The sequence below is a fragment of the Nocardia nova NBRC 15556 genome, assembly GCF_001613005.1.
Classification (GTDB): domain Bacteria; phylum Actinomycetota; class Actinomycetes; order Mycobacteriales; family Mycobacteriaceae; genus Nocardia; species Nocardia nova.
The window spans coordinates 45,149-72,064 of the sequence record NZ_BDBN01000022.1; the positions used below are offsets into that span (position 1 = coordinate 45,149).

General features: G+C 68.1%; 24 protein-coding genes. 7 read left to right on the forward strand and 17 right to left on the reverse strand.

Annotated features, from left to right (window positions below):
* The first annotated feature begins 100 nt into the window (after nucleotides 1-100).
* Nucleotides 101-1,054 (forward strand): 2,3,4,5-tetrahydropyridine-2,6-dicarboxylate N-succinyltransferase, encoded by a 954-nt coding sequence (gene dapD / locus NN2_RS09705; RefSeq protein WP_030514883.1) that lies wholly within the window; start codon nucleotides 101-103, stop codon nucleotides 1,052-1,054.
* 75 nt (nucleotides 1,055-1,129) lie between these two features.
* Here the strand turns inward: dapD and NN2_RS09710 are convergent, their stop codons facing one another.
* Both NN2_RS09710 and NN2_RS09715 read right to left on the reverse strand, forming a co-directional pair.
* A complete protein-coding gene (locus NN2_RS09710) occupies nucleotides 1,130-1,501 on the reverse strand; it encodes a PPOX class F420-dependent oxidoreductase (RefSeq protein WP_030514882.1) in 372 nt (123 codons plus the stop codon).
* 68 nt (nucleotides 1,502-1,569) lie between these two features.
* On the reverse strand, nucleotides 1,570-2,994 hold the full coding sequence (locus NN2_RS09715; RefSeq protein WP_063012364.1) for an acyl-CoA synthetase: 1,425 nt from the start codon (nucleotides 2,992-2,994) through the stop codon (nucleotides 1,570-1,572).
* A 164-nt stretch (nucleotides 2,995-3,158) separates the two neighbouring features.
* On the opposite strand from NN2_RS09715, the gene NN2_RS09720 reads away from it, so the two are divergent.
* Nucleotides 3,159-4,007, forward strand: a complete 849-nt coding sequence (locus NN2_RS09720; RefSeq protein ID WP_063012366.1) for an oxygenase MpaB family protein — start codon at nucleotides 3,159-3,161, stop codon at nucleotides 4,005-4,007.
* Nucleotides 4,008-4,336: 329 nt separating this feature from the next.
* Here the strand turns inward: NN2_RS09720 and NN2_RS09725 are convergent, their stop codons facing one another.
* The 3 genes from NN2_RS09725 to NN2_RS09735 all read right to left on the reverse strand — a co-directional run bounded on the left by NN2_RS09725 (nucleotide 4,337) and on the right by NN2_RS09735 (nucleotide 6,460).
* On the reverse strand, nucleotides 4,337-4,555 hold the full coding sequence (locus NN2_RS09725) for a DUF397 domain-containing protein (RefSeq protein ID WP_063012368.1): 219 nt from the start codon (nucleotides 4,553-4,555) through the stop codon (nucleotides 4,337-4,339).
* On the reverse strand, nucleotides 4,552-5,445 hold the full coding sequence (locus NN2_RS09730; RefSeq protein WP_342749270.1) for a helix-turn-helix domain-containing protein: 894 nt from the start codon (nucleotides 5,443-5,445) through the stop codon (nucleotides 4,552-4,554). Before NN2_RS09730 ends, NN2_RS09725 begins: the two co-directional genes overlap by 4 nt.
* Nucleotides 5,446-5,815: 370 nt before the next feature.
* Nucleotides 5,816-6,460, reverse strand: a complete 645-nt coding sequence (locus NN2_RS09735) for a TetR/AcrR family transcriptional regulator (protein WP_063012370.1) — start codon at nucleotides 6,458-6,460, stop codon at nucleotides 5,816-5,818.
* A 166-nt stretch (nucleotides 6,461-6,626) separates the two neighbouring features.
* Here NN2_RS09735 and NN2_RS09740 point away from each other — a divergent pair, with 166 nt between their 5' ends.
* Entirely contained in the window at nucleotides 6,627-7,493 is an 867-nt protein-coding gene (locus tag NN2_RS09740; RefSeq protein WP_063012372.1) for an oxygenase MpaB family protein, read from the forward strand.
* 1 nt (nucleotide 7,494) lies between these two features.
* Here the strand turns inward: NN2_RS09740 and NN2_RS09745 are convergent, their stop codons facing one another.
* The 5 genes from NN2_RS09745 to NN2_RS09765 form a co-directional block, all read right to left on the reverse strand.
* Nucleotides 7,495-8,445 (reverse strand): proline dehydrogenase family protein, encoded by a 951-nt coding sequence (locus NN2_RS09745; protein WP_063012374.1) that lies wholly within the window; start codon nucleotides 8,443-8,445, stop codon nucleotides 7,495-7,497.
* Nucleotides 8,446-8,479: 34 nt separating this feature from the next.
* Nucleotides 8,480-10,117, reverse strand: a complete 1,638-nt coding sequence (pruA, locus tag NN2_RS09750; protein ID WP_063012379.1) for an L-glutamate gamma-semialdehyde dehydrogenase — start codon at nucleotides 10,115-10,117, stop codon at nucleotides 8,480-8,482.
* Nucleotides 10,118-10,229: 112 nt separating this feature from the next.
* On the reverse strand, nucleotides 10,230-11,336 hold the full coding sequence (dapC, locus tag NN2_RS09755) for a succinyldiaminopimelate transaminase (RefSeq protein ID WP_063012512.1): 1,107 nt from the start codon (nucleotides 11,334-11,336) through the stop codon (nucleotides 10,230-10,232).
* Nucleotides 11,337-11,350: 14 nt separating this feature from the next.
* On the reverse strand, nucleotides 11,351-11,674 hold the full coding sequence (fdxA, locus tag NN2_RS38150) for a ferredoxin (protein WP_030514872.1): 324 nt from the start codon (nucleotides 11,672-11,674) through the stop codon (nucleotides 11,351-11,353).
* 264 nt (nucleotides 11,675-11,938) lie between these two features.
* Entirely contained in the window at nucleotides 11,939-14,551 is a 2,613-nt protein-coding gene (locus tag NN2_RS09765) for a bifunctional FO biosynthesis protein CofGH (protein ID WP_082856869.1), read from the reverse strand.
* Between the two features lie 198 nt (nucleotides 14,552-14,749).
* Here NN2_RS09765 and NN2_RS09770 point away from each other — a divergent pair, with 198 nt between their 5' ends.
* The 4 genes from NN2_RS09770 to NN2_RS09785 all read left to right on the forward strand — a co-directional run bounded on the left by NN2_RS09770 (nucleotide 14,750) and on the right by NN2_RS09785 (nucleotide 20,051).
* Nucleotides 14,750-15,610, forward strand: a complete 861-nt coding sequence (locus NN2_RS09770) for an LLM class F420-dependent oxidoreductase (protein ID WP_063012381.1) — start codon at nucleotides 14,750-14,752, stop codon at nucleotides 15,608-15,610.
* On the forward strand, nucleotides 15,598-16,146 hold the full coding sequence (locus tag NN2_RS09775) for a PH domain-containing protein (RefSeq protein ID WP_082856870.1): 549 nt from the start codon (nucleotides 15,598-15,600) through the stop codon (nucleotides 16,144-16,146). The genes NN2_RS09770 and NN2_RS09775 overlap by 13 nt, the downstream gene beginning before the upstream one ends.
* The gene (locus NN2_RS09780) at nucleotides 16,143-17,918 is read left to right on the forward strand and encodes a PH domain-containing protein (RefSeq protein ID WP_063910722.1); all 1,776 of its coding nucleotides are present in this window, start codon (nucleotides 16,143-16,145) and stop codon (nucleotides 17,916-17,918) included. Before NN2_RS09775 ends, NN2_RS09780 begins: the two co-directional genes overlap by 4 nt.
* A 177-nt stretch (nucleotides 17,919-18,095) precedes the next feature.
* Nucleotides 18,096-20,051 carry a GMC family oxidoreductase gene (locus tag NN2_RS09785; protein ID WP_063012383.1) on the forward strand — a complete coding sequence of 652 codons (1,956 nt, stop codon included), beginning with the start codon at nucleotides 18,096-18,098 and terminating at the stop codon, nucleotides 20,049-20,051.
* A gap of 25 nt (nucleotides 20,052-20,076) precedes the next feature.
* Here NN2_RS09785 and NN2_RS09790 read toward each other — a convergent pair whose 3' ends face one another.
* The 7 genes from NN2_RS09790 to NN2_RS09815 all read right to left on the reverse strand — a co-directional run bounded on the left by NN2_RS09790 (nucleotide 20,077) and on the right by NN2_RS09815 (nucleotide 26,905).
* The gene (locus NN2_RS09790; protein ID WP_063012386.1) at nucleotides 20,077-20,442 is read right to left on the reverse strand and encodes a DUF742 domain-containing protein; all 366 of its coding nucleotides are present in this window, start codon (nucleotides 20,440-20,442) and stop codon (nucleotides 20,077-20,079) included.
* A 6-nt stretch (nucleotides 20,443-20,448) separates the two neighbouring features.
* Nucleotides 20,449-20,838, reverse strand: a complete 390-nt coding sequence (locus NN2_RS09795) for a roadblock/LC7 domain-containing protein (protein ID WP_030514865.1) — start codon at nucleotides 20,836-20,838, stop codon at nucleotides 20,449-20,451.
* On the reverse strand, nucleotides 20,831-23,323 hold the full coding sequence (locus NN2_RS09800; protein WP_227462867.1) for a sensor histidine kinase: 2,493 nt from the start codon (nucleotides 23,321-23,323) through the stop codon (nucleotides 20,831-20,833). The genes NN2_RS09795 and NN2_RS09800 overlap by 8 nt, the downstream gene beginning before the upstream one ends.
* A 254-nt stretch (nucleotides 23,324-23,577) precedes the next feature.
* On the reverse strand, nucleotides 23,578-24,012 hold the full coding sequence (locus tag NN2_RS09805) for a hypothetical protein (RefSeq protein WP_227462866.1): 435 nt from the start codon (nucleotides 24,010-24,012) through the stop codon (nucleotides 23,578-23,580).
* Nucleotides 24,009-24,167, reverse strand: coding sequence for a hypothetical protein (locus tag NN2_RS37690; RefSeq protein WP_167331885.1), 159 nt, complete (start codon nucleotides 24,165-24,167; stop codon nucleotides 24,009-24,011). Before NN2_RS37690 ends, NN2_RS09805 begins: the two co-directional genes overlap by 4 nt.
* Nucleotides 24,168-24,197: 30 nt before the next feature.
* Nucleotides 24,198-25,127: an N-acetyl-1-D-myo-inositol-2-amino-2-deoxy-alpha-D-glucopyranoside deacetylase gene (mshB, locus tag NN2_RS09810; RefSeq protein ID WP_227462865.1), complete on the reverse strand. Its 930-nt coding sequence runs from the start codon at nucleotides 25,125-25,127 to the stop codon at nucleotides 24,198-24,200.
* Nucleotides 25,124-26,905 (reverse strand): ABC transporter family substrate-binding protein, encoded by a 1,782-nt coding sequence (locus NN2_RS09815; RefSeq protein ID WP_245007556.1) that lies wholly within the window; start codon nucleotides 26,903-26,905, stop codon nucleotides 25,124-25,126. Before NN2_RS09815 ends, mshB begins: the two co-directional genes overlap by 4 nt.
* Nucleotides 26,906-26,916 lie beyond the last annotated feature (11 nt).

The following is a 26,916-nucleotide window of genomic DNA, read 5'->3' on the forward strand; positions in this document are numbered from 1 at the left end:
CTAATTGTTCGCACGTCTCACGACCGGGCCGAGCGGCTCCGGCCCTGGCGGCACAGGGAGCCCGCCACCTCGCGATCCGCACCCAGTAGGCTGAGGGGCCGTGAGCACACAGGGAGCATCCGCAGTCGGCCTAGCGACGGTGACCGTGAACGGGACGGTCCTCGACACCTGGTACCCGTATCCGGAACTGGGCACGTTCGAGACGTCCGAGACCACGCGGCTGAGCCCGAGCGACCCGGAGTACGCGCGCTTCGCCGATCTGGTCGGCCCCGACGAGGCCCGCCGGGTCGAGGTCGTCGCGGTGCGCACCACGATCGCGGACCTGTCCGCGCCGCCGATCGACACCCACGACGAATATCTGCGCCTGCATCTGCTCTCGCACCGGCTGGTCCGCCCGCACGGGCTCAGCCTGGAGGGGCAGTTCGGCCTGCTGGCCAATGTGGTGTGGACCAATTACGGCCCGTGCGCGGTCGAGGACTTCGAGCTGGTGCGCGGAAAGTTGCGCGCCCGCGGTCCGGTCACCGTCTACGGCGTCGATAAATTCCCCCGCATGGTCGACTACGTGCTGCCCGCCGGCGTCCGCATCGCCGACGCGGACCGGGTGCGGCTGGGCGCGCATCTGGCCGAGGGCACCACGGTCATGCACGAGGGTTTCGTGAACTTCAACGCCGGCACCCTCGGCGCGTCCATGGTCGAGGGCCGCATCTCCGCCGGTGTGGTGGTCGGCGACGGTTCCGATGTGGGCGGCGGTGCCTCCATCATGGGCACCCTGTCCGGTGGTGGTAAGCAGGTCATCTCGATCGGCGAGCGCTGCCTGCTCGGCGCGAACGCGGGCCTGGGTATTTCGCTCGGCGACGATTGCGTCGTCGAGGCCGGCCTCTACGTCACCGCGGGCACCAAGGTCGCGCTGCCGGACGGCCGCACGATCAAGGCGGCCGAACTGTCCGGCCAGTCGAATCTGCTGTTCCGCCGCAACTCGCTGACCGGCAGCGTCGAGGTGGTCGCGCGCAAGGGCACCGGCATCGAACTCAACGCCGCCCTGCACGCCAACTGATCTCACGCGAAACGCCCCTTCCCGCTCGGCGGAAGGGGCGTTTCGTGTCTCGTGCCGGGCCTAGTCGGTGCCGGCCTAGTCGATGCCGAAGCCGAGCACGCGCTGCGGGGTGATGCGGATCAGTTCCCGCGAGCCGCCGTCGAGGTAGGTGTCGACATCTCGCAAAGCCTGTGCCACGCCACGGATTTCGAGGCAGCGCACCTGCCACGGATTCACCGAGGCGATATCGTCGACGACGAACGCGACCCGCTCCTCCTTGGCGAGATTGCGGAACTTCTGCGAGGCGCCCATGTTGTGGCCCGCGATATCGATGGTGCCGAGGGCTTCGTTGTAGCGGAAACCCACCGGGTTGTTCTGCGGCGATCCGTCCGGGCGGATGGTGGCCAGCCGACCCAGGCGTTGGCCCGCCAGATACTCGATCTGGGCTGCAGACAGCGTTGCGATCATGCGCCGACCTTAGAACCTCGAGTGCGGTACAGGTCAACCCGCCACGTTCCCGGCACCGGATGGTCGGATCAGCGCAACTGCTTCTTCTGCACCTTGCCCATGGCATTGCGCGGCAACTCGGTCACCATCAGCACCTCGCGCGGCCGTTTGTGCGCCGACAGCTGCTGGGCGACGAAGTCGATCAGTTCCCGCTCCGACATCGGGGTGTCCGCGCGCGGCACGACGTAGGCCCGGATGCGCTGCCCCAGATCCGCGTCCTCGATCCCGACCACCGCGACCTCGGCCACATTCGGGTGACCGAGCAGGCAGGTTTCGACCTCCCCGGCCCCGACGCGATAGCCACCGGATTTGATCAGATCCACCGATTCGCGCCCGACGATGCGATGGAATCCCTCGGCGTCGATCGCGGCGACATCGCCGGTGACGAACCAGCCGTCCTCGGTCCAGCTGTCGGCGGTGGCCTCCGGCCGGTTGAGATAGCCGTCGAACAGCATGGGCCCGCGCACCTGCAGTCCGCCGATACTTTCGCCGTCGTGCGGAACCGGCGCGCCCGTCTCGTCGCGCAACCGGGTCTGCACACCCGCCACCGGCAGGCCGACCCAGCCCGGCCGGCGCTCGCCGTCGGCCCGAGTGGAGAGCGTGATCATGGTTTCGCTCATGCCGTAACGCTCCACCGGCGCCTGACCGGTGAGCTCACGCAGCCGTTCGAAGACCGGAATCGGCAGCGGCGCGCTGCCGGAGATCAACAACCGGGCATTCGCCAATTCCTTTGCGGCATCCGGGTCTTCGGCGATACGCGACCACACCGTCGGCACGCCGAAGTACAGGGTGCCGGCCGCGGCCGCATAGGCGGCAGGCGTGGGTTTTCCGGTGTGCACGAGGGGGCTGCCGACTCGCAGCGGCCCGAGCACGCCGAGGATCAGACCGTGCACGTGGAACAGCGGAAGGCCGTGCACGAGTGTGTCTTTCGAGGTCCACGCCCACGCCTCGAACAGGGCGTCGAGACCGGCGGCGATCGCGCCGCGACTGAGCACGACACCCTTGGGCGCACCCGTGGTCCCGGAGGTGTAGAGGATGAAAGCCGTTGTGTTCGCGGGCGGTTCGGGATGGCTGTGCCAGGAGCGGGCGTGTTTGCGCACCGGAATCACCGGCAGCGTGGGGTTGTCCGGCGCCGCGCCGAGCCAGGCCCGCGCCCCGGAATCGGCGAGGATATGGTCCAGTTCGGCCGATCCGGCATCCGGCGGCACCGGCACGGCGGCGCCCCCCGCGATCAGGCAGCCGAGGATGCCCAGCACGGTGGTGGCGGTCGGGCGGGCGAGAATCGCGACGCGGCCGGCGGCGGCGATGCGTTCGGCCACCGAGGTCGCGGCGCCGACCAGGTCGCTGCGCGAGAGCGTCTCACCGTCGATGGTGACCGCATCGGGAATGTCGTATCCGGCGGCCACGGCGGCCGGATTCAGCGAGGGCAACAGCGGCAGCGAACCGTAGGACATCGCGCCAACCTATCAATCCGGCTCGACGATCCGGCACTGCCGGCACTCTCCCCGGCCGAGCGGCCGATTGCGAATTCGTCTCGTCGCCCCGCGGCCGTTGACAGCGCATTGAGGTGGTGAGACTGTCGAAGTGCAGCCTTCTCACGCGGAGATGGGGGTCGACGATGACCACGTCCATTCGCACGTCGCCCGGGCAACCGGTCGCCGACTACGATGTCGCGGCACACCTGGACGGTTCGGCCGCCTTCTTCGGTGCCGCGGCCAACGTCATCATGCAGCTGTCGCTTCCGCCCGTCGGCTACGGCGTGGTGGAGAGCACCGTCGACAGCGGCAAGGTGATGGTGCATCCGGTCAAACGCACCCGCACCACGCTGACCTACCTCGCCGTGGCCATGCTGGGCAGCGACGACGAACGCGCCGCCTACCGCGCCGCCGTGAACTGGCAGCATCGTCAGGTCCGCTCCACCGCACAGAGCCCGGTCAAGTACAACGCCTTCGATCCGACGTTGCAGCTGTGGGTGGCGGCCTGCCTGTACTGGGGTTCGCGCGACCTCTACGAGCGCATGCACGGCCCGATGCCCGAGCAGGAGGCCGAGGCCTTCTACCGTCACGCTGCCCGGTTCGGGACCACCCTGCAGATGCCGCAGGCACTGTGGCCGGCCGACCGCGCCGCTTTCGACGCCTACTGGAACCGGCAGATCGCCGAGGTCCGGATCGATCCGACGATCCGCGCGTACTTCGACGATCTGGTGGACCTGAAGATGTTCCCGCCGCCGATCCGCCTGGCGTTCGGGCGATTTCACCGCTGGGTGGTCGCCGGACTGCTGCCGCCGAATCTCCGCACGCAGATGGAGATGCCGTGGACCGAATCCGACGACCGCCGTTTGGCCCGGTTACTGCACGCGGTCGGCGCGGTGGAGGAGCGAGTCCCCAAGCAGCTCAAGATGTTTCCGGTCAACGCGTATATGTTCGACATGCGCCTACGGCGGCGTTTGGGACTGCGGCTGGTGTGAGGCACGACGAAGTAGGCACCGAGTCCCCCCCCCAGGACGGCACGAGTCACCTCGTCGTCGACCGAACCTTCGATCTCGTCGAAGGTTGGAAATTCCATATCGTTTGCCCACCCCCGAGTGCTCATCGCCGCAGAATGATTGCCGCGCCGAATAGCTGTAGTAGCACCGTAGGCACCTTTCTGATCCGCCCACCAACAGAAACTCTGATCGCGGACACCGCGCTGAGGGCGCGGCGCCTCGAGAATCGTGGCCGGCCGGCCAACCTGTGGCCAAGCATTTCGAGATGTGGCCACGACTCTCGAGACCTTGCAATCAGTGACCTGTGATCACTACGCCTGGTCGAACTCGCCGTCCTTCGCGCCGCCGATGAACGCCCGCCACTCGCCGGGAGTGAAGACCAGCGCCGGGCGAGTGCGATCTTTGCTGTCCCGCACGCCGACGAGACCGCCGTCCAGGAACGCGACCTCAACGCACTCTTTCCCGCCATCGGTGCGGGTGCTGGTGAACCACTGGGCAGTTGACAGATCTACGTCGTACTTGCTCGTCACGATCCCGACTCCCTTGCTACCCGGCGAAGCAGGTCCCTGCTCGCCTGCTCATCCAGGGCGGCCCGCAGGATGCCCTGATATGCCTCAGTGTAGTGGCGCACATCGTTCGGTTTCTCGAGATACATGTCGCCCGTTGAATTTTCGAGGTAGACGACAGGCGGCTCGATGGGGTTGCCTTTGGCGTCGTCAGGGAACGTCAGGATGATGAAGCGGCTGTATGCACGACCGAGTGGAATGCCCGCCGCGAACGGCAATATTCGCAATGAAACATTCGGCATAGTGCTGATGTCGGCCAACCGCTTCAGCTGAGCCGCCATCACGCGGCGTCCGCCAACTTCGCGACGAATAGCCGCCTCCCCCAGCACAATCCGAAGTTCCGCTGCGCCGCGACGCCGCGTTATGAGCGACTGCCGACGCATACGCATGTGCACCCGCTGCGCGATCTCTTCCGGTGTGGCGTCGGGAAAGACTCCGCGCGTCAGCACCGCTGCGTAATCCGGAGTCTGGAGCAGACCCATCACCGCGCCGGGCGAATAGACCACCAACTGCTCCGCCGCCGCCTCCAACCCCATGTACACATCGAAATCCTGCGGGATCACGTCGTCGTACTCGTGCCACCAGTTCTGCACATTCGCTTGCTGCGCAAGCCCTTCCAGCGCTGCGGTCAGGGTGTCGTCCGCGCCTAGCACCGCGCAGATTTCGCGGATGTCGGCGGTGCGGAGTTTGGTCGGAAAGCGGCCGTTCTCGTAGCGCTGGACCGTGCTCGCGCTGATCTCGGCCTTCTGCGCAACCTCGTGCAGCGTCATCCCGGTCTGTGATCGCAGGTCGCGAAGGTATCGGCCGAGTTGCCGCCTGGGTACCGTACTGCCGGGTTCTGACATGTCGACCATCTCCTTCTCGGGTTCGAGGAGCTTTGATCCGGACCGGACTCGTCCCGGATTCTTGGGGACCGTGCTGGCGATACGCCGAAGTGCCCCCGGGAAATTCATCTCCGCCGGTCCCCACAGCTCGATCGTGATGTTCTGTGCGCGCTCACCCGGCAGCCCCCGAGGCGCGGGCCCGGCTCTATGAACCGGTACGCGGCGTGGCACCGCCGCGAAGATCTGGAGAGGTCACGAAGACAGCGATGGAACAGCAGACCAATGCGTCGAGCGAATGCTATAGCACCGAGATACTCGGTACCCGATACCCCAGTCTAACACTGGCACAACAGATTTCACCACGGCCCGACGAGCCGGACCTTATGGGCTGATCCCGTGACTAGGGAATTCGGAAGCCGGGGACCACGTGGTCGCGGGCGAACTGCCGACAGGCGGCCTCGTCGTCGACCGGGATCAGCGTCTGCGGAGTCAGCGCGAGCGAGAGCGCGTTGCGCGCGACGAGTTCGGCCAGCGGCAGCGGATCATACTGTGGCAGTTTGCCTTCCGTCTGCAGGCGGGTGATGAACTCGGCGACGTAGTCGCGCCCCAGCTCGATCACCGGCGCGCCCTGCACGGTGAGGTAGGGCAGCACGACCTCCGGTTCGGTGGTCAACAACCGGTCCAACAGTTTGTTGCCGCGCAACCCGTCCAGGAAGGCGACGAACAGTTCGACGATCTGATCCTCGGCGCTGGCGTCGCGATCGATCTGACGCTGCACCGCGGCGTCGACCTGTTCCACGAATTGGCGTGCCTGCCACAGCCCGACGGCCTGAATCAGATCGGATTTGCCGGCGAAGCGCCGATACAGCGTCGCCAGCGACAGCCGGCCGCGCCGCGCGACCTCGACCATGCTGGTGCGTTTGATGCCGAAATCGAGGAAAGCCAGCAGTGCCGCGTCGAGTACCGTGGTCTGATTGCGGTCCTCCGGACCCGCGCCGCGAACCAGCGGCAGGAGCCGAGTCGACAGTCTGGTCGAGCCGGTCATGGTGGTTCCTCTCGTTCGCCCGGGTCGCGGACACGGTGACGCTCTCATCATCCCATATGGTCAGCGGCCTCGATTGACACGATGCCACACCGATGAGAAGGTTTATACGAAAGCTTCTCATATTCTCTCGCCGATCCGGCGGGGAGGAACAGGAGACGAGTCGACGATGACCGCCCCCCTGCGCGCGACCGAGCCGCTGCCCGAGATTCCGGGCAACGAACTGACCCCGGAGACGGTGCGCGAACACATCGACGGCGTGGCCGCCTTCCTGGGCGGTGCCGCGAACGTGATCATGCAGCTCAGCCATCCGCCGGTCGGCTACGGCGTACTGGAGAGCACGGTCGACAGCGGCAAGGTGACGTTGCACCCGCTCAAGCGGCTGCGCACCACGCTGACCTATCTGGCCGTGGCCTGGCTGGGCAACGACGAGGACGTGCAGAGCTATCGGGAGGCGGTCAACGCCTCGCACCGCCCGGTGCATTCGGGACCGAACAGCCCGGTCAAGTACAACGCCTTCGATCCGAAATTGCAGTTGTGGGTGGCGGCCTGCCTGTACTGGGGCGTCGACGATCTGTACCGGCGCATGCGCGGACCGATGGATCCCGAACTCGCCGAGCGTTTCTACCGCTACAGCGTCCGGCTCGGCACCGGGCTGCAGATGCGTCCGGAGATGTGGCCGGCCGACCGGGACGCGTTCTACGCGTTCTGGGAGGAGAACCTCGCGACGAAGACCATCGACGAGCCGGTACGCCGCTACTTCAACGATCTGATCGACCTGAAGATGCAGCCGCGCCTGATTCAGCTGCTGGCCGGGCGGTTCCATCGCTTCACCGTCACCGCCCTGCTGCCGCAGCATCTGCGCGACGAGATGGGGATGCGCTGGACCGCGCGCGACGAACGCCGGTTCCGATTCGTCCTGCGCACGATCTCGGCGGTGTGGACGCGGATGCCCACGGTGATCCGGGTCTTCCCGTTCAACTTCTATCTCGCGGACATGCGGCTGCGCCGGCGCTTCGGCCGACCGCTGGTCTGATTCAGCGCTCGGCGAGGGCGCGGAGGAAGAAGCCGAGGTTGGCCGGACGTTCGGCCAACCTTCGCATCAGGTAGCCGTACCACTGGTTGCCGTAGGGGATGTAGACCCGCACCGCGTGCCCGTCCTCGGCGAGGCGCCGCTGTTCGAGCGAGCGGATGCCGTAGAGCATCTGGAATTCGAAATCGCCCGGGGCGCGCCCGTTCCGGTCGGCCAGGTCGTGGGCGGCGGTGATCATGACCGGATCGTGGGTGGCGACCATCGGATACCCCGGACCGGCCATGAGCAGTTCCAGGCACCGCAGATACGACTCGTCCACATCGGCGGCGCGTTGGTAGGCGACGAACTCCGGCTCGCGATACGCGCCCTTGCACAACCGGATTCGCGCGCCCTCGGCCGCGGCGATGCGACAGCGATCCTCCGCGCGGCGCAGATAGGTCTGGGTGGCGACCGCCAACCAGGGATAGTCGGCACGCATCATGTGCACGGTCGACTCGGTGGTTTCCGTGGTGGTGTGGTCCTCCGCGTCCACGGTGATCCACACCCCCGCCTGCTGCGCCCGCTCGCACAGGGTCCGCAGATTCGCGGTGGCGATCTCCGGGCCCGCCAGCCCCAGCGACTGTCCCAGCGCCGAGAGCTTCACCGAAACCTCTACCGGCGCAACGGTTTGCGCCGATTGCCAGCGGTTCCATCGGGCCAGATCATCGATCAACGCGAGGTATTCGGCGACGGCGTCATCGGCCATCGAGCGTTCGGTCGTGTACTCACCGAGAAAGTCGACGCTCACCATCCGGCCGCTGCCCAGCAGCTCGCCGACGACCGGGGCCAAGTCGGCGCGGTTCTCACCGGCCACGAACCGGTGCACGACCTCGGCGGTGACCGGAAACCCGGTGATCGCCCGCTTCATCCGCACCGATCCGGCGGCGGCGAGGATCGCGGGGCGCAGCGGGTTCATCGTCGCCTGCCGGGTGGGGCCACCGATAAGCCGTTCATTCCGACTCCATATGCGGATAGCGGTAATCGGTCGGCGGCACGAAGGTTTCCTTCAGTGTCCGGGGCGCGACCCAGCGCAGCAGGTTCAGATACGACCCGGCCTTGTCGTCGGTGCCGGACGCGCGGGCACCGCCGAAGGGCTGCTGGCCGACCACCGCGCCGGTCGGCTTGTCGTTGACGTAGAAATTGCCCGCGGTGAAGCGCAGTGTGGTGGCGGCCCGGTCGATCGCGGCCCGATCGCGGGCGAAGACGGCGCCGGTGAGCGCATAGGGCGCCGCCGAATCCACTTCCGCCAGTATCGAATCGAAGGCTTCGGGGTGATCGTCGTCGTACACGTACACCGCCAGGATCGGCCCGAAGTATTCGGTGGTGAACGCCTCGTCGCGCGGGGTATCGGCCAGGAGCACGGTGGGCTCGACGAAGTAGCCCTCGCTGTCGTCGTAGGTGCCGCCCGCCGGTATGCCCAAACCGGCCGCGCGGGCCCGCTCGATCGCGGCGACGTTCTTGTCGTAGGCGCGCCGATCGATCACGGCCCCACCGAAATTGGATAGATCGGCCACGTCGCCGTAGCTCAGTTCGTCGACCTCGGTGAGGAAATCGTCGCCCATCTCCCGCCACAGCGAGCGCGGAATGTAGGCGCGGGAGGCGGCCGAACATTTCTGTCCCTGATATTCGTAGGCGCCGCGAATCAGCGCGGTGCGCAAGGCGTCCGGATCGGCCGAGCGGTGCGCCAGGACGAAATCCTTCCCGCCGGTCTCTCCCACCAGCCGCGGATATCCCTGGTAGTGGCCGATATTCGCGCTCACCCGCTGCCACAGGTGCTGGAAGGTGCGGGTGGAGCCGGTGAAGTGGATGCCGGCCAGGCGCGGATCGGTCAGCGCGGCCTCGGACAGTTCGATGCCGTCACCGGTGACCAGATTGATCACCCCCGGCGGCAGCCCGGCCTCCTCGAGCACCCGCATCGTGTAGTACGCCGCCAGCGTCTGGGTGGGTGAGGGCTTCCACACCACGGTATTGCCCATCAGCGCGGGCGCGGTCGGCAGATTCCCGGCGATCGCACTGAAGTTGAACGGGGTGATCGCGTAGACGAATCCCTCGAGCGGGCGATAATCCATCCGATTCCACACGCCCGCAGACGATTCCGGCTGCTGCGCCAGAATGTGGCTCGCGAAGGCGACGTTGAACCGCCAGAAGTCCACCAGCTCGCAGGGTGCGTCGATTTCGGCCTGGTGCGCCGATTTCGACTGCCCCAGCATGGTCGCGGCGGCCACCGTCTCCCGCCACGGCCCGGCCAGCAGGTCGGCGGCCCGCAGCAGCACCGCGGCGCGCTCGGTGAACGGCAGCGCGCGCCACTGCGGCGCGGCGGCCGTCGCCGCCTCGATCGCGGCCCGGCCTTCCTCCTGAGTCACATCGGCGTAGGTGCCCAGCACGTGCTCGTGCCGATGCGGCATCACGATCTCGGAGCGGGGCCCGGTCCCCGGCCGATGCTTGCCGCCGATCACGAGCGGCACATCGACCGTTCGCCCGGAGATTTCGGCAAGTTTGCCGATCAATAGTTCTCGTTCCCGGCTCCCCGGCGCATACGAGTGAACCGGCTCGTTCGCCGGAGTCGGGACAACCGTGACAGCGTCCATAACGCCAGGCTAGTCCCGCATCGGGGCGATGCTGCGATAAACCGACGAGTACGACGTGCGTCGCGTCGCCGGTTGATTGCTGAGAAAACCGAGCCGCGGCCCGGCCGCCGTCTCAGGCGGACAGCCGGACCGCCGCGGCCGCGATACGCTCGTCGGTCGCGGTCAGGGCGATGCGCACGTGCTCGGTGCCGGTGGGGCCGTAGAAGTCACCGGGTGCGGCGAGGATGCCGCGCTCGGCGAGCCAGTCCAGCGTGGTGCGGCAGTTCTCGCCGCGCGTGGACCACAGATACAGGCCGGCCTCGGAGTGGTCGATGCGGAAACCCGCCTCCTCCAACGCCTTTCGCAGCACCTCGCGGCGGGCGCGGTAGCGTTCGCGCTGCTGCGCCTCGTGCCGGTCGTCGGCCAGTGCGGCGGTCATCGCGGCCTGGATCGGGTACGGGACCATCATGCCGGAATGTTTGCGCACCTCCAGCAGCTCCCGGATCAACTCGACGTCGCCGGTCACGAAACCGGCCCGGTAGCTGGCCAGATTCGACGTCTTCGACAGCGAGTGGATGGCCAGCAGACCGGTGTGGTCGCCGTCGCTGACGCGCGGGTCGAGGATGGATACCGCCTCGGCGTCCCAGGTCAGGCCCAGGTAGCACTCGTCGGAGGCGACGATCGCGCCGCGTTCGCGGGCGAAGGACACCACCTTGCGCAGATGGTCGATGCCGAGCACCCGGCCGGTGGGATTGGACGGTGAGTTCAGGTAGATCAGCGCCGGCGATTCGGGGCCGAGCCGAGTCATGCCGTCCGCCCGCAGAATTCGCGAACCCGACAACAGCGCACCCACCTCGTAGGTCGGATACGCCACCTCGGGAATCACCACCAGATCCGCGGGGCCGAGGCCCAGCAGTCGCGGCAATCCGGCGATCAGTTCCTTGGTGCCGATCACCGGCAGCACCGCATCGGAGCCGATGCCGGACATGCCGAAGCGGCGCGCGACCGCCGCCACCGCGGCCTCCCGCAGTTCGGGAGTGCCGTAGGTGGCGGGATACCCGGGGACGGCGGCGGCCGAGTCGAGCGCGGCGCGGATCAGCGGGTCGACCGGGTCGACCGGTGTGCCTACCGACAGGTCGACGATGCCGTCGGGATGCGCCGCGGCGCGAGCCTTGGCCCCGGCGATGGTGTCCCAGGGAAAATCGGGCAGCAGACTGCTGACCCGCACACGATCGCGGATCACCGAGGCGCTACCTACTCGTTCGCCATCGGCGGCAGCGCGGCGATGAACGGCACGTCGTAGTCCGTCTTGCCGACCTTGGTTGCGCCGCCGGGCGAGCCGAGGTCGTCGAAGAAGTCGACGTTCGCGTTGATGTACCCGCTCCACTGGTCCGGGGTGTCGTCCTCGTAGAAGATCGCTTCCACCGGGCACACCGGCTCACATGCACCACAGTCCACGCACTCGTCGGGTTGGATGTACAGCATGCGATTGCCCTCGTAGATGCAGTCCACGGGGCATTCCTCGATGCACGCCTTGTCCTTCACGTCAACGCACGGTTCAGCGATGATGTACGGCACTGCCGTTCTCCTAGTCTGTCCTTGCCTGCGGGACACTTCCGCCCGCGCAACAGTATCCCGGGGACTCACATTACAACTGGTCAGCCTTGCCTAACTTGTCGATCCCGACGGGATGCGACACACCGTCTCCGGCGCTGTTCGCCGCCCGGTCCGGCGGTGTCCGATTCGCCGGTCCGGCGGTGTCCGAATCGCCGGAGCCGCCGGTGTGCGCGACGCCCGCCTCCGAAGTTCCGCGGCGCGGGTCCGCCAGGCGGCGCCGACGAATCAGCCGACGGTCAGCGGCAGGGCCGACACCTGGTGTTTCGGTATCCCGTAGGTAGTGGTGCGCTCCCGCACCGGGCGACCGATCCCGGCGCCGATCTCGACCAGTTCGGCCACCGACTTCGCCGAGCCGTGCTCCGATCCGGCCATCCGGGAAATGGTCTCCTCCATCAACGTACCGCCCAGATCGTTGGCGCCGCCGTTGAGCATCACCTGGGTGCCGGTGATGCCCAGCTTCACCCAGCTGGTCTGGATGTTGGCGATGCGCCCGTGCAGCATGATGCGGGCCAGCGCGTGCGCGGCGCGGTTGTCCCGGATCGTCGGCCCCGGCCGCGACGCGCCCGCCAGATACAGCGGCGCGCTCTGGTGTACGAACGGCAGCAGCACGAATTCGGTGAACCCACCGGTCTCGTCCTGGATGCCGCGCAGCACCCGCAGGTGGCCGACCCAGTGCTTCGGATTGTCGACGTGGCCGTACATCATCGTCGAACTCGACGGAATGCCGAGTTTGTGGGCGGTGGTGATGACGTCGATCCACGCCGAGGTGGGCAGCTTGCCCTTGGTGAGCACCCAGCGCACCTCGTCGTCGAGAATCTCCGCCGCGGTGCCCGGAATCGTATCCAGCCCGGCCTCTTTCAGCGCCGAGAGCCAATCGTGCACGCTCTGCCCGCCGCGCGAGGCGCCGTTGACGATCTCCATCGGGCTGAACGCGTGCACATGCATCGACGGCACCCGCTTCTTGACCGCCCGCACCAGATCGGCGTACCCGGTGACCGGCAGGTCGGGGTCGATGCCACCCTGCATGCACACTTCGGTCGCGCCTTCCACATACGCTTCCCAGGCGCGTTCGGCGACCTCGTCGGCGGAGAGGGTGAAGGCGTCGGCATCGCCCTTGCGCTGCGCGAACGCGCAGAACCGGCAGCCGGTGTAGCAGATGTTGGTGAAGTTGATATTGCGGTTCACCACGTAGGTCACGTCGTCGCCGACGGTGTCGCGGCGCAGCTGATCGGCCAGCGCGGCGATGGCGTCGAGTTCCGGGCCGTCGGCAGTGGCCAGCGCCAGGTACTGGTCGTCGGTGAGCCCGGCCGGATCCTTCTCCGCGGCGCGCAGGGCGCTCAACACGTCGGTGTTGAGCTTCACCGGCGCGCTGAGTGAAAGTACTTGTTCCCGAACGGTTTCCCAGTCGCCGAAGGCGCCGAGGCCGTCGCTGTCGAGCCCGGAATCGCTGCGCGACTCGGTATTGCGGCCCTCGGTGTCGATGGCGGTGTTGAGATCCACCCGGCCCAGCGACTCCCAGGACTGGTCGGGTTCTTGCCACGGTCGACCGGACGGATACACGTCGCGGGCCAGTCCGGTGCGCGAATCCGCCAGTGCGCCGACATGTCCCAGCACGCGCGGGTCGATCCAGGGATTGCCGGCGAGTACATATTTCGGATGGGCCGTGAGCCGCTCGGTCAGCACATAGCCGGCCTGCGCGGTCACCTCGGCGAGCACCTCGAGGTTCGGCCACGGCCGCTCCGGATTCACATGGTCCGGGGTCAGTGGCGACACCCCGCCCCAATCGTCGATACCGGCATCGATCAGGGCCCGGCACTCGTCGAGCGACACCAGATTCGGCGGGGCCTGAATCCGCATCTTGGGCCCCAGCAGCAACCGGGTCACCGCGATGGTGGCGCGGAACTCCGCGAGATCCGCATCGGGGGTGTCGCGCATGGCGGTATCGGACTTGGCCAGGAAGTTCTGCACGATCACCTCCTGCACATGCCCGAAAGCCTTGTGCGACTTGCGGATCGCCAGAATCGAGTCGACGCGCTCGGCGTAGGTCTCACCGATGCCGACGAGGATGCCGGTGGTGAACGGGATGCTCAGCCGTCCGGCATCGGTGAGGGCGCGCAGCCGGACCTGCGGATCCTTGTCCGGGCTGCCGTAATGCGCCTGACCGCGCTCGGTGAACAGGCGCTCGGAGGTGGTCTCCAGCATCATGCCCATCGACGGGGCGACCGGCTTGAGTCGCGACATCTCCGCCCAGCTCATCACCCCCGGATTCAGATGCGGCAGCAGGCCGGTTTCCTCGAGCACCCGGATCGACATGGCGCGCACGTAGTCGAGAGTGGAATCGTAGCCGCGCTCGTCCAGCCACTGCCGCGCCTCCGGCCAGCGGTCCTCCGGGCGATCGCCCAGCGTGAAAAGCGCTTCCTTACAACCCAATTCGGCGCCCTTACGGGCGATCTCGAGCACCTCGTCGGGTTCCAGATACATGCCGTGGCCGTCGGCGCGCAGCTTGCCGGGCACCGTCACGAATGTGCAGTAATGACATTTGTCGCGACACAGGCGGGTGAGCGGAATGAACACCTTGCGGGAATAGGTGATGGGCAGGGTGTCCCCCGAATACGTCTCCCGCAACCCGGCATCCCGCACCCGCGCCGCGGAGGCGGCCAGATCCTCGAGATCCGCACCGCGCGCGTGCAGCAGCACCACGGCCTCGTCGAGATTGAGCGTCGCCCCGTCGCGCGCACGCCGCAAGGCTCTGCGCATGGCCGAAGAACTCGGCGGAACGGGCGGTACACCAGGAGTCGGTAGCCCAGTGTGCGGTTGTTCGTTCACGCCGTCGATCATGCGCCAACCATCCGAGTGTTCTCCCTTCGGTGCCCTGTGACGTGAGACAACCCGGGGGCCTTCACGGGTTATTCCTGCTTCGGGCGACCAGTTTGCGCCCGGAACGACGCCGCCGACGAGTGCGCTGGTGAGAGCGTCGACAGGTGGCGGGCGCGTTAGGCTGCCGGTCACACCGGATACATACGAGGCGGCGATGCCATGCGATTCGGGTTACGCGGATTGGGAATCGGCTCCGGCTCCCGGCCGGAGATCGTCCGGGCGACCGCCCGGCATGCCGAACGCCGCGGTTTCGCGACACTGTGGTGCGGCGAGCACGTGGTGATGGTCGACGACTCGTCGTCTCCCTACCCCTACTCCGACGACGGCCGGATCGCCGTCCCGGCCACTGCCGACTGGCTCGATCCGTTCGCCTGCCTGACCTACGCCGCCGCGGTCACGTCGACCATCCGCTTGGCCACCGGCATCGTCCTGCTGCCCGAGCACAACCCGGTGATCATGGCCAAACAGGCCGCATCACTGGACCGGCTCAGCGGCGGCCGATTCGGTCTGGGCATCGGAATCGGCTGGTCCAGGGACGAGTTCGACGCACTCGGCATCGCATTCGACGGGCGAGCGGCCCGCACCGCCGACTACGTGCACGCCCTGCGAACGCTGTGGCGCGACGACCCCGCGACCTACGACTCGCACTACGTCTCCTTCCGCAGCATCCGCGTCAACCCGAAACCGACCCAGCCCCATCTGCCGATCCTCGTGGGCGGAAACAGCGACCGAGCGCTGCGGCGGGTCGCCGACTGGGGAGACGGCTGGTACGGCTTCAACCTCGACGGCGTGTCCGCGGTTGGCAACCGGCTACAACTCTTGGCCCGGTTCTGCGCGGACGCCGGACGCGATATCGCCGACCTGTACCTGGCCGTGGCCCTGCGAAACCCGGCCCGCGCCGACGTCGCCCTGCTCGGCGATCTCGGCATCACGGAACTGGTGCTCGTCGACGCCCCACCGGACAGCGCCGAGGAATGTCCCGTTTGGGTCGATCGGCTCGCCGACCGATGGATCACCTGAAACATGTCACGATGGCTGGTATGACCCGGTCGCCGGAAGTCTCGCCCGCGCGCACGATATCGGCCGCTCCGGCGTGGCGGGCCAGTCGGCGGGCACCGCTGTTGTGGGCGGCCGGGCCGGCGATCTTCTGGGCGTTCGTGCTGGTGGGTGAGCTGGTGTGGGTGGTGCTGGACGGCTCGCATCGGGCGTGGGCGCTCGCTCTGGTGGCGGCGACGGTGGTCGCTGCCGGGTTCGGCGTCGGGGTCGTGCCGGTGTGGCGATACGCGGTGCATCGGTGGGAGGTGACCGACACCGCGGTCTACACGCGGACGGGGTGGTTCAACCAGGAGAGCCGGGTCGCGCCGATTACGCGGGTGCAGACGGTGGATACGCATCGGGGGCCGTTGGAGCGGATGTTCGGGTTGGCGACGGTGACGGTGACCACGGCCTCCTCGGCGGGCGCGGTGCGGATCGCGGCGCTGGATCTGGAGGTCGCCGAGCGCACCGTGAACCGGCTGACCGATATCGCGTCGATTCATCGGGAGGATGCGACGTGAGTGATCCGCAAGTGGGGGCAACCGCCGACTGGCGCCGGCTGGATATGCGGATGCTGCTCGTGCATCCGGTGCGGGAATTGTTCAAATACATTCCCGTGCTGCTGGGCGCGGTGATCGTGGGGACCCAGAGCGGCGGGCCGGCGTGGAGTCCGGTGGCGGTCGCGGTGGTGATCGTGGCGTTCGCGTTGACGCGGTGGTTCACCACCAGTTACCGGATCGGCGCCGACTCCGTGCAACTGCGCCGGGGCTTGCTGCAGCGACGGACCCTGACCGTGCCGCGGACCCGGATTCGGTCGGTGGACGTGCACGCGGACCTGATGCATCGGCTGCTCGGATTGGTGGTGCTCGTCATCGGCACCGGGCAGCACGCCGATCGGGAGAAGCGGTTTCACCTCGACGGGGTGGATGCGCGGCAGGTTCCCGAACTGCGGGCCTTGCTGTTGCGGCCGGCCGAGAACACGGAGCCGGGCACCGGTGCGGCAACCGGCACGCCGAACGCGAATCCCGGGTCTTTCGGTCACACGGCCGACAGCGGATCGGCGACCGAACCTAGGATCCGTGCCCATTCGAATACGCCCGCACATCAAGGCACTTCGGTCCACAACGGGATCACCGCCGGCCGGTCCGCACTCCAGCGAGCCCTGAGCGGCGATACCGACGATCTCGCGGACGAAGCGATCGAGATCGGGCATTGGCAGCCGCGCTGGGTTCGGTACGCACCGTTGTCGCTGACCGGCCTGGCCATCGTCGGGCCGGTGATCGGCCTGGCCGCGAAGGTCGGGGTCGCCGATGTGCTGGTGCGTTCGCACGCCGTGCAGGACTTGACCGAGCACAGTGCGGTTTTCATCGCCCTCGCCGTGACGGGGGCGGTCACGGTGCTGCTGGTGATCGCCGCGATCGCCGCCTGCGTCCGCTACCTCACCACGTATTTCGGGCTGCGGGTACTCGACGACGGCGCGGCGCTGCATATCCGCGGCGGCCTGTTCACCACCCGTCAGACCACGCTCGACCTGTCCCGACTGCGCGGTGCGACGGTCAAGGAACCGCTGCTGCTCCGGCTGGCCGGTGGCGCCGAACTCGAGGCCATCATGACCGGCACCAGCCCGCGCCAGAAGCTCCTCCCCCAAGCGCCGCGCGCCGCCGTCGACCGCACCCTCGCCCAGCTCCTCACCAGCGGATCCCGCCGCACCGACGCCACCCCGGCGGGCGGCGCTGCGATCACGTCCGCCGCCGCCCCCGCGTTGGTGGCGCTCGAACAGCACGGCCCGCGCGCACGGCGCCGGCGCTACACTCGCGCTTTCATGCCCGTGTGGGTCCTGCTCGCCCTCCTGGTCGCGATATCCCTTGCCGGACTTCATGTTCCGCTGTGGGCCTGGATTCTCCTCGCGGTCGTCGCGCTCTTCGCGGCGGCGCTGGCACACGATCGATATCGCGGACTGGGGCATGCGGTGATCCCGTCGGACGGCGCGCGTCCGGTCTGGCTGATCACCCGGCGCGGATCGCTGGATCGCGACCGTGACTGCCTGGAGGCGCCGGGTGTGATCGGGTGGACCGTGCGGCAGACCTTTTTCCAGCGGCGGGCGGGACTGGCGACCGTGATCGCGGCCAGCGCGGCCGGGAAGAAGAAGTACGGCATCGTGGATCTGCCCATCGAACGGGCGTGGGCGCTGATCGACCAGGTGACGCCCGGGCAGCTGGGCGTGCGTGCGGAACACGAGACGACGCCCGTTCCGACACCGGACCACACCGTCGCGAAACTGCGTGCAACCTGACGCCGATGCTGCTGCGCGGCACCGATCACCGAACTGCATGTGACCGGCAGTTCTCCCGTCAAAACTCGGCGTCGCACCCGGAAAATGAGCCATATCTGCGTGTATGTGGCAGATAAGTAAGCGCGGATTCACGCATCGTGATACAACTCACCCCAGTGTTGTGAAAGGTGAGCTTTTATGGATCCGACAGCGAAGCAGCGCGCAGCCCTGGGCCTGATCTGCGATACGTTCACACCGGGCGACGGGCTGAGTTTGCCGTCGGCGACCGAATTAGGTTCCGTGGCTACGGTTTTCGACATCCTGAGCCGCAACCCGCGCCCCTCCGAGGCGAAACAGCTCGCCACCCTGCTCGATCTGTGGGATTCCCGATTGGCGGGGGTACTGCTCGGCAACCGGGGCCGGCGCTTCTCGGCGCTGACCGCCGACGAGCGCGAGCGCACCCTGCTCCGCCTCGGCGATTCCCGAATCGCGCTGAAGCGCAAGCTGTTTCAGGCGCTCAAGCAGGCCGCTCTGCTGTCCTACAACGTCACGCCGGGCCCCACGGGTAGCCACCCGCTGTGGAAGGCCATCGACTATCCGGGCCCGCCCGGCACGCTCGCCTCGGCGCCGGCGCCCGCCCTCTCCGTGCTGCGTCCGACCGCAGCGACCACACTGACCTGCGATGTCGTCATCGTCGGTTCGGGGGCCGGCGGTGGCACCGCCGCCGCCGTACTGGCCGAGGCGGGTCTCGACGTCATCGTGCTGGAACGCGGAAACTATTACGACGACCGGGATTTCGGCACCGGGGAACTCGACGCCCTGCTCAATCTGTACGCACCCGGCCCGCCCGCCACCAGCGAAGGCCAGATCACCCTGGTCGCGGGCACCTGCCTGGGCGGCGGCACGGTGGTCAACTGGAGCACCTCGCTGCGCACGCCCGACGAGGTGCGCGCCGAATGGGCCGGACTCGGTGTGCCGCAGTTCGCGCAGGACGAATTCACCGCCGCCCTCGACGCGGTGACCGGCCGTCTCGGCGTCAACGACCGCCACTCCCCGCTCTCGGCGCGCGACAGCGTGCTGGAACGCGGCGCCACCGCTCTGGGCTGGCATATCGACACCCTGCCCCGCAATGTCGGCGACGCGTGCGACGCCGGGGTCGAATGCGGTCGCTGCCCCTACGGCTGCCGCATCGGCGCCAAGCAGTCGGTCACCAAGACCTGGCTCGCCGATGCCGCCGAGCACGGCGCCCGGTTCGTCGTCGACGCGAATGTGCGGCGCATCCTCGTGAACAACGGTCGCGCAGAGGGAGTCTCGGCCGTGAGCTCGAACGGCGCCCCGATCGAGGTGCGGGCCCGCGCCGTGGTCGTGGCCGCCGGTGCGGTGCAGACCCCGGCGCTGCTGAAGCGATCGGGTCTGGGCAACAAGAACATCGGCGACTATCTGCGACTGCATCCCGCCGCGGCGGTCTTCGGTGTCTTCGACGAGCCGATCCGGCCGTGGGAGGGCGGTATGCAGGCCCGGATCAGCCGTCAGCACCGCGATCTGGACGGCAACGGCTACGGCGTCATCTACGAGACCGGTCCCATCCATCCCGGCATGGGCGTCGGTTTCATGAACTGGCGCGGCGCGGCGGCCTACCGGACGAATCTGCTGGAACTGAACAAGTCGGTGGCCCTCGGAGTGATCACCCGCGACCGCGACCACGGCAGTGTCGGCGTCGACAAGAACGGTGAACCGGTGGTCTCCTATCGGCTCTCCGACCACGATCGCGGCCATCTGCACACCGGAATCCTCGGCGCCGCACAGATTCTCGAGGCCGCCGGGGCACGCCGCATCTATTCCGGCCAGCAGGCCGGCCCCGCCTACGAGCCCGGACGCACCGGGTCGCACGCCGAATTCGCCGCCGCGTGCGCCGCCGCCGGCTACGAACCCGGGCAGTGCGCGATGGGCGCGCTGCACATCATGGGTTCGGCGCGGATGGGCGGCTCCCCGGACATGTCGGCGGCCGACCCCGACGGCGCCACCTGGGACGTGCCGAACGTCGTCGTCGCCGACGCGTCCTGCTTCCCCACCGCGTCCGGGGTGAATCCGATGGTCTCGATCGAGGCGATCGCCCATATGAACGCGAAACGCCTTGCGGCGCGGTTGCGCTGAGCAGTGCCGGCGGTACTCCGCCGTGTCAGAGCCCGCGAATACCGTCCAGCAGCGCCTGCAGCAGGCCTACGTCGGATGCCTCGTCCTGACGAGGCTGGCGGTATTCGAGGCGGCCGTCGTCGATGAGGTCGCCGATGAGCACCTTCGTCATTGTCAGCGGAAGTTCCAGCCGCGCAGCGACTTCCGCGACCGACTGCGGTGTGCGGCACAACTCCACGATGGCGGCGTACTCGGGTTCGTGGCGGCGCAGCGCCGCGCCCCGGCCGATATCGACCACCAGGGTCAGCATGTCCAGCTCCGGCCGGTTGCTGCGGCCACGCCCGTGCGTGACCGCGTACAACCGGACCAGCGGTCCGGCCTCGTCGTCGAACCAGGCGTCACCGTCGTTCACGGTGACTCATCGTCGGTCGACGGCGAGATGTGAACCGACCCGCTGCACGGTCTGGTTCATCGCATACGCGACCATGCCCAGATCGGCGTTGTCCGCGGCCAGCAGGCCCAGGCAGGCGTTGTCGCCCGCGGCGGTGATGAACAGCACCGCCCGGTCGAGTTCCACCATGGTCTGGCAGACACCGCCGGCGTCGAAATGGTGTCCGGCGCTGCGGGCCAGGCTGTGCAGCGCGGAAGCCATCGCACAGAACCGCTCGGCATCGGAGTTCTCGAGCTCCGAGGAGTTACCCAGCAGCAGTCCGTCGGTGGACAGCAGGACCGCGTAGCGCACGCCGGTGAGACCCTTCACCAGATCATCGAGCAGCCAGCCGACGTCACTTCGGTTGGGATTAGCCATCTTCACCCTCGTCTGTGTCGAATTGTGATGCCGTGGAGCCGGTTTCGGCAGCGGGTCGGCGGCCCTGCCGAGTGCCCTGCTCGACGGCGCTGATCAGGTTGCGAGCTTGATCGGCGGTGCGTTGCCGAACGGTATTCGAGCCGGCCGCGGGCGTATCGGCGCGATCGGCCGAACGCACCCGGCGCGGCAGCGGCGGGCGGCCCTCACCGGCGCGAACCACGCCCGGAGTGGTCACGGGCGCACCGAACACCCCGGTCGCGGGCGCGGAATCGATGTGCTCGGAGGCCGAGGTGAACCAGGCCGAGCGTCGTGTGCCCGGGTCCGGATCGGTCGCCGGTGGCGTGGACACTTCGGTCACCGGAACATCCTCGGCGACAACCACTTCGGCACGGACGGCGGAAGCGTTGGTCGCCGGTCCGAGCACGGCGAACTCACCGGTGGCGGGTCCCGGATCCTCGAACTCCGTACCGTTCACGTCGCCGGCTTCCAGCACCGGCGTTCCGATCAGCACCACCGCGCGCACGCCGCCGTACACCGATTCGCGCAGCTTCACCGAAATACCGTGGCGGTTGGCCAGTTTCGCGACCACGAACAGTCCGAGCCGGGTGTCGCTGGAGAGTGCGGCCACACTGAACTCCGGCGGATGCGACAGCATCTCGTTGCGCCGGTCGAGCTCGTCGGCGGTCATGCCCAGGCCCTGGTCGACGATCTCCACCGCTACCCCGCGACCCACCACCGCGGCATGCACCTCCACCCGCGCCTGCGGCGGCGAATACGAGGTGGCGTTGTCCATCAGCTCGGCCAGCAGGTGGATCAGGTCGGCGACCGCGGTGCCCATCACCCGGGTGCGTGGAATGCGGCCGATGCGAATTCTGGTGTAGTCGAGGCTTTCCGCGACCGCGCCGCGAATCACCTCGATCAGCGGCACCGGATTGCGCCAGCGCCGGCCGGGCTGCTTACCGCCGAGGATGATCAGATTCTCGGCGTTGCGGCGGGCGCGCGTGGCCAAATGGTCGAGCTGGAACAGCAATTCGAGCTGGTCGGCATTCTCCTCGCGCCGCTCGGCCTGGTCCAGCAGCGCCAGTTGACGATGCACCAGCGCCTGGCTGCGATGGGCGATATCCAGGAAGATCGTGTTGATACCGGCGCGGGTATTCGATTCCGCGACCGCGGCCGATACCGCCGCCACCTGTGCCCGGTTGAACGCCTGCGCGACCTGGCCGAGTTCGTCGGAACCGAAGTCCAGCCGCGACACCTCCAACGGGGCATCCACCGTCTCGCCCGCCGACACCCGGCGCATGATGTCGGGAAGCCGTTCATCGGCCAATTCCAGTGTGTCGCGGCGCAATCGGCGCATCCGGCCGATGAACCGGTTCGCCAGCACCAGCGAGGCGAGGAAGGCCAGAACCGACACCAGCAACACCGCACCGCCGCCGGCCAGCGATCCGATGGCGGTGCGGTCACCCTGATCCCGCGCCTCGGCATGCGCGTCCCGGCTCTTGTCCTGCCACAGTGTCAGCAGTCCGGACGCGATCTGCGCGGAACCGTCCTGCCAGGCCTGCAGGGTCATCGGCAGCGGTTTCGCGGTCTGCCGGGTCGTACGCGAACGCGTGGTGTCGCCGGCCCGGGTACTCGAGTCGGCATCGTCGGTGCCCGGTGTCGGACCGCGCGCGGCGATCGCATCGGCCATCTCGTTGATCTGGGCCCACGCCGGGCTGTTCACGATCGCGTCGAGCTGATCCGCGCGTTGGCCCTTCAGCACCGAGAGCGAATAGGCGATCTGGCCGCGGTATTCACCCAGATAGTTGATGTACTGGGTCCACTGCGCGGGCGTCGACGTGTTCGTCACCAGGAACAATTCACCGAGTGTCGTGGCTTCGGACAGCGCCTCCGCGGCCCGCATCACCTGGACGGCATAGCCGAGTTGCACGGCGATGCCGGCGTCCGGTGCGACCCGGGCAGCCAGCATCGAGGCATCGATGATCGCCGCGGTGAAGCGGCTGAACAGTCCGAAAACCTGATCGGCCGGTGCCTGGCCGGAATCGATGCCGCGACGCACCAGCGGCAACTGTGCGAGCAGCTGGCCGTAGGCGGCGATATCGGCTCCGGAGTTGTCCGGATTCATCTTCTGCGCCTCGTCGCCCTTGGCGGTGAGGGCGGCCAGCGCCGCATCCGAGCGCTGCCGCGCCACCGTCAATTGTGCTGTGGCGCTGGGATCACCCGCCAGTTGCAGCATCGAGAGCCGGCGTTCCTCGCCGAAGGTCTCCATGATGGCGACCGCGGGAGCCGCGGTGCTGCTGGCGAGTTCGGCCCACTGCCGGGCATCGCGGCCCGACCGCACCAGATACGACGCCGCGCCCACGCCGATGGCGAGCAACGTGACGCTGGAGATCAGCACGATCGCGAGCAGGCGCACGCGCACACTGACCCGCCCGCGCACACCCCGGCTCATCAGGCCGAGCCAGCGCGAATCCTTTGTGTTCACAGGCAATCCAGGAAGCTTCGACCACTCAACCACGGGTGATCTTCCTGTTGTCGGGCGATGTCCGCGCGCATTCGGATCTCGGCGCACCCGAGCCAACCGGCCAGCTGAGCAACCGGCCCCCACTTCCTAACCACACCACCCGCCGGGCGGCAGAACCACAGATAACGCCTGAGAGACTAACCGACCCTCCGGCCCGCTACAGCCGTTCGCCGATATCTCTTTCCGGCAATGCCTTTCCCGCGACCGGCACCGGTTCAGAGCGTGGCGGGCGTGGCCTTCGGACGCAGGAACGCGCGGCGGAACAGATAGAAACCCACCGGCACGATGCCGCACGCCAGCAAGAGCGGAGAGGTCCACGAATCGGTCAGCAGCACATCGCCGCCGGGCCCGGTGGTCGAGCAGATCAGGAATCCGAACAGCCACGCGATCACCGGCAGCCCCATCGCGGCCGGGCGCGACACGACCACACCCATTCCCCGCACCAGCAGCACGTTCACCACCGCGGCGACCAGGGCCGCGATCGGGAACGGCGTGGCGCCGATGTAGAGCGGCAGATAGAGCACCTCGAGCACGACCGAGAGCAGCCCGTCGAACACCAGCACCGCCGCCAGCACGCCGCCGAGCACCGGCCAGGCATACTTCGACCCGCCGGGCACATACGCGGTCCGGCTGGTCGTCGCGGCCGTCACGGTACCGGCGGGAAGCCGAGCAGGGTCAACAGATGACTCTGCATATCGACGAATCCGTAGAGCACCGACAGGTACAGATCGTGCTGCGCCTGCCAGTTCGGCTTCTGGCTCTCGACGAACGCGACGATGGCGTCCTGCAGGCTCCAGTTGTACATGCCCAGCAGTCTAAGCCGAAGCACCCACGATCAGGCCAGCCCCGGTGCAGGCTCCCACGGTCGATCCAGCCCGGCGAACAGATCGTCCTCGTGTCCGTCCGGGCCCACCGGCCCGAGACGACCACGCACCAGCACGTAGTGCTCCTCCGGCAACACCGGCTGGGCGACATTGTTCGACAGCGCGAATTCGCGGCCCGAGGGCGCGACCGTCACCTGAGTCGCGTGCGCGCGCAAGGCGGCGCGCTTGGCCGCCAGCACATCCGAGACATCGACCGTGGTGGTCACGGTCTCACTCGACACACAGGCCAGCTCGCCCACCGCCGGCAACCGCCATCCGCTCGGCAGGGCCCCGGGCAGACGATCGACCGTGCGGCGGGCCAAGGCCTCGGTATGCCGGCGCAGCACGTCGGCGTCGGTCACCGTCCAGTACACCTTCGGTGTATCCCAACCCTTTTCGGCCGCCGCGGCCACCGCGTCCATGGTGACCCGATGGGCACGCATATGGTCGGGATGGCCGTAGCCGCCGCGCGGGTCGTAGCCGACCACCACGCGCGGGCGCAGCCGCAGCAGCACCTCGCTCAACTCCGCCACCGCGGCCGGCCCGGAATCGACGAAGGCACGCGGGTGCGTCGGCACCAAGGGCTTGGGGTCGGCGGTCGTACCGGTCATCCCGGAATCCCGCCAGCGACCCGCCCCGCCGAGAAAATGCGGCGCATCGACACCGAGGGCGGCCAGCGCTGCGGTCAGCTCGTGGATGCGGAAGCCGCCCAGCTGATCGGCGTGGGCGCTGGTCAGCTGTTGCCAACGCTCCCCGATGACCTCGCCCTCCTCGCCGAGCGTGCAGGTCACCACGGTCACCGGAACCCCACGGGCGCGGTAGTGCGCGATGGTGCCGCCGGTGGCGATCGACTCGTCGTCGGGGTGGGCGTGTACCAGAACCAGTCCGCCGGTTGCGGTCACGACAGCCGCCGCCAGGTACTCGCGCCGCCGAAGATTCCGACCTGAATCGAACCGCTCAGCGAAACCCCGTCCATCCGCGAACTCGCCGCGGCGACACCGGTGTCCTGCACGATCGGCAGCACGGTCGCCAGATCCCACAGCTTCGGCTCCGCATCACCGATCGCCTTGGGCACATCCACCCCGCGCAGCGCCGCGTCGATCTGCGGTTGCAGCGAGGGATCACAGATCCCGGCCACATTGCTCGGCGCCTTGCGGATGGCATCGATCTGCGAGGTGTCCTCCTGACCGGGCGCGGCGACCGGCGGACAGCCGTACCGCGAGGACAGGATCGTCGCCGGATCCTCACCGGCCCGCTCCCAGCCGACCACGGCATCGACGGTTCCGTCCGCGAGATCCTTGCCGTAGAGCTCATCGGCCGGCAGGCTGCGCACAGACGCATCGATTCCGGCGCTGCGCAGCTGGTCGGCGGCGGTGTTCGCGACGGCCAGCGTGGTCTGATCCTTGTCCACCGCGCCGATCCGAATCGTCAGGGTCCGGCCGTTCTTGGCGACCGGACGCGGCTGCGGCGCGGGCGAGGTCGTCGGATTACCCGCCGCGGGAGACTCGGGCGCACGGCCGAATCCGGCGTCGGCCAGCAGCCCGAACGCCTGGTCGGGAGACGGCCGCGGCGGGGCCGTCGGCGCGTATCCCGGATCCGAGGGCGCCAGGATCTGCGCCCGCACCGGATCCACCCACGCGCCGGTCTCGGCGCCCACCGAGGCCAGCAACGCCGGATCGAGCAGCCCCAGCACCGCATGGCGCACCCGCGGATCGGCCAGATCCCCTGACCGCCCGTTGAGCACCATCTGCATTTCCCGCGCCTGCGGCATGATCGCGGTGCGCACCTGCGGAATCGCGGCCAGCTGCGCCTGCGTCGCGACACCGCCGTGCACCAGCGCCATCTGGGCGTCCCCCGCGCGCAGCGATTCGGCCAGCTGCGCCGGAGTTCCGCCGCGCCGCAACAGAATCTGATCCGGCACCGCCGGAGTACCCCAGTAGCGGTCGTTGCGTTCGAGCAGGATCTCCTCGCGGCCCGCGTCGGCCTGCTTCACCCGGAACTGCCCGCCGGAGATCGGATTCTGATCGATCAGCCCACGTTCCACGGCCAGCGCCCGCTGGAAACCACCCGGTGCGTCCTTGAGCAGATGCGAGGGCAGCAGATCCGAAAACAGTTGCCGCCAAGCCGGATACGGCTGACTCATCGTCACCGTGACCGTCTTGCCGCCTTCCGAGGACTTCACATCGTTGATCAACCGGTAGCCCGCCGGATCCACCACCCCGGGCTGGCTGATCATCTGCTGCCACAGATAGCGGAAATCCTCGGCCGCGATCGGCGCCCCGTCCGACCACGACGCCTGATTCTGAATCTTGTAGGTCAGCGTGAACTGATCCGGCTGCGCCGGATCCGACGGCGTCACATCCGCCGACACCATCAACGCCGCATCCGGCACCCAATCCGTTCCCCCGGGCACGGTCGGCGACGGCACCGGACGAAACGGGCTCGGAAACACCATCGACGCAACGGCATTCGTCGCCGGCGACTGGTTCGACCGCAGATGCGGATTGAATCCGATCCCGATGTCGTCGACCGCCACCACCACCGTGGACTTCGTCGGCGTAGCCGGAGTCGTCTTCGGACTGTCGGTGCTCTCGATCGGCGGCGGCGGATTGGCGGTGCACGCGGTGAGCACTCCGAGCGCCAGCATCAGCACCAGTACCACGCGCCGCCCTGCACGCATACGAACTCCCG

Bases quoted from the DNA above. Each gene is read 5' to 3' on its own strand.
- NN2_RS09770 (WP_063012381.1), top strand. From the start codon at position 14,750: ATGCGATTCGGGTTACGCGGATTGGGAATCGGCTCCGGCTCCCGGCCG.
- pruA (WP_063012379.1), bottom strand. From the start codon at position 10,117: ATGGACGCTGTCACGGTTGTCCCGACTCCGGCGAACGAGCCGGTTCAC.
- NN2_RS09740 (WP_063012372.1), top strand. From the start codon at position 6,627: ATGACCGCCCCCCTGCGCGCGACCGAGCCGCTGCCCGAGATTCCGGGC.
- NN2_RS09815 (WP_245007556.1), bottom strand. From the start codon at position 26,905: ATGCGTGCAGGGCGGCGCGTGGTACTGGTGCTGATGCTGGCGCTCGGA.
- NN2_RS09745 (WP_063012374.1), bottom strand. From the start codon at position 8,445: ATGAACCCGCTGCGCCCCGCGATCCTCGCCGCCGCCGGATCGGTGCGG.
- NN2_RS09720 (WP_063012366.1), top strand. From the start codon at position 3,159: ATGACCACGTCCATTCGCACGTCGCCCGGGCAACCGGTCGCCGACTAC.
- NN2_RS09710 (WP_030514882.1), bottom strand. From the start codon at position 1,501: ATGATCGCAACGCTGTCTGCAGCCCAGATCGAGTATCTGGCGGGCCAA.
- NN2_RS09785 (WP_063012383.1), top strand. From the start codon at position 18,096: ATGGATCCGACAGCGAAGCAGCGCGCAGCCCTGGGCCTGATCTGCGAT.
- NN2_RS09735 (WP_063012370.1), bottom strand. From the start codon at position 6,460: ATGACCGGCTCGACCAGACTGTCGACTCGGCTCCTGCCGCTGGTTCGC.
- NN2_RS09730 (WP_342749270.1), bottom strand. From the start codon at position 5,445: ATGGTCGACATGTCAGAACCCGGCAGTACGGTACCCAGGCGGCAACTC.
- NN2_RS09775 (WP_082856870.1), top strand. From the start codon at position 15,598: ATGGATCACCTGAAACATGTCACGATGGCTGGTATGACCCGGTCGCCG.
- NN2_RS09765 (WP_082856869.1), bottom strand. From the start codon at position 14,551: ATGATCGACGGCGTGAACGAACAACCGCACACTGGGCTACCGACTCCT.
- NN2_RS09715 (WP_063012364.1), bottom strand. From the start codon at position 2,994: ATGTCCTACGGTTCGCTGCCGCTGTTGCCCTCGCTGAATCCGGCCGCC.
- NN2_RS37690 (WP_167331885.1), bottom strand. From the start codon at position 24,167: ATGTACAACTGGAGCCTGCAGGACGCCATCGTCGCGTTCGTCGAGAGC.
- NN2_RS09795 (WP_030514865.1), bottom strand. From the start codon at position 20,838: ATGGCTAATCCCAACCGAAGTGACGTCGGCTGGCTGCTCGATGATCTG.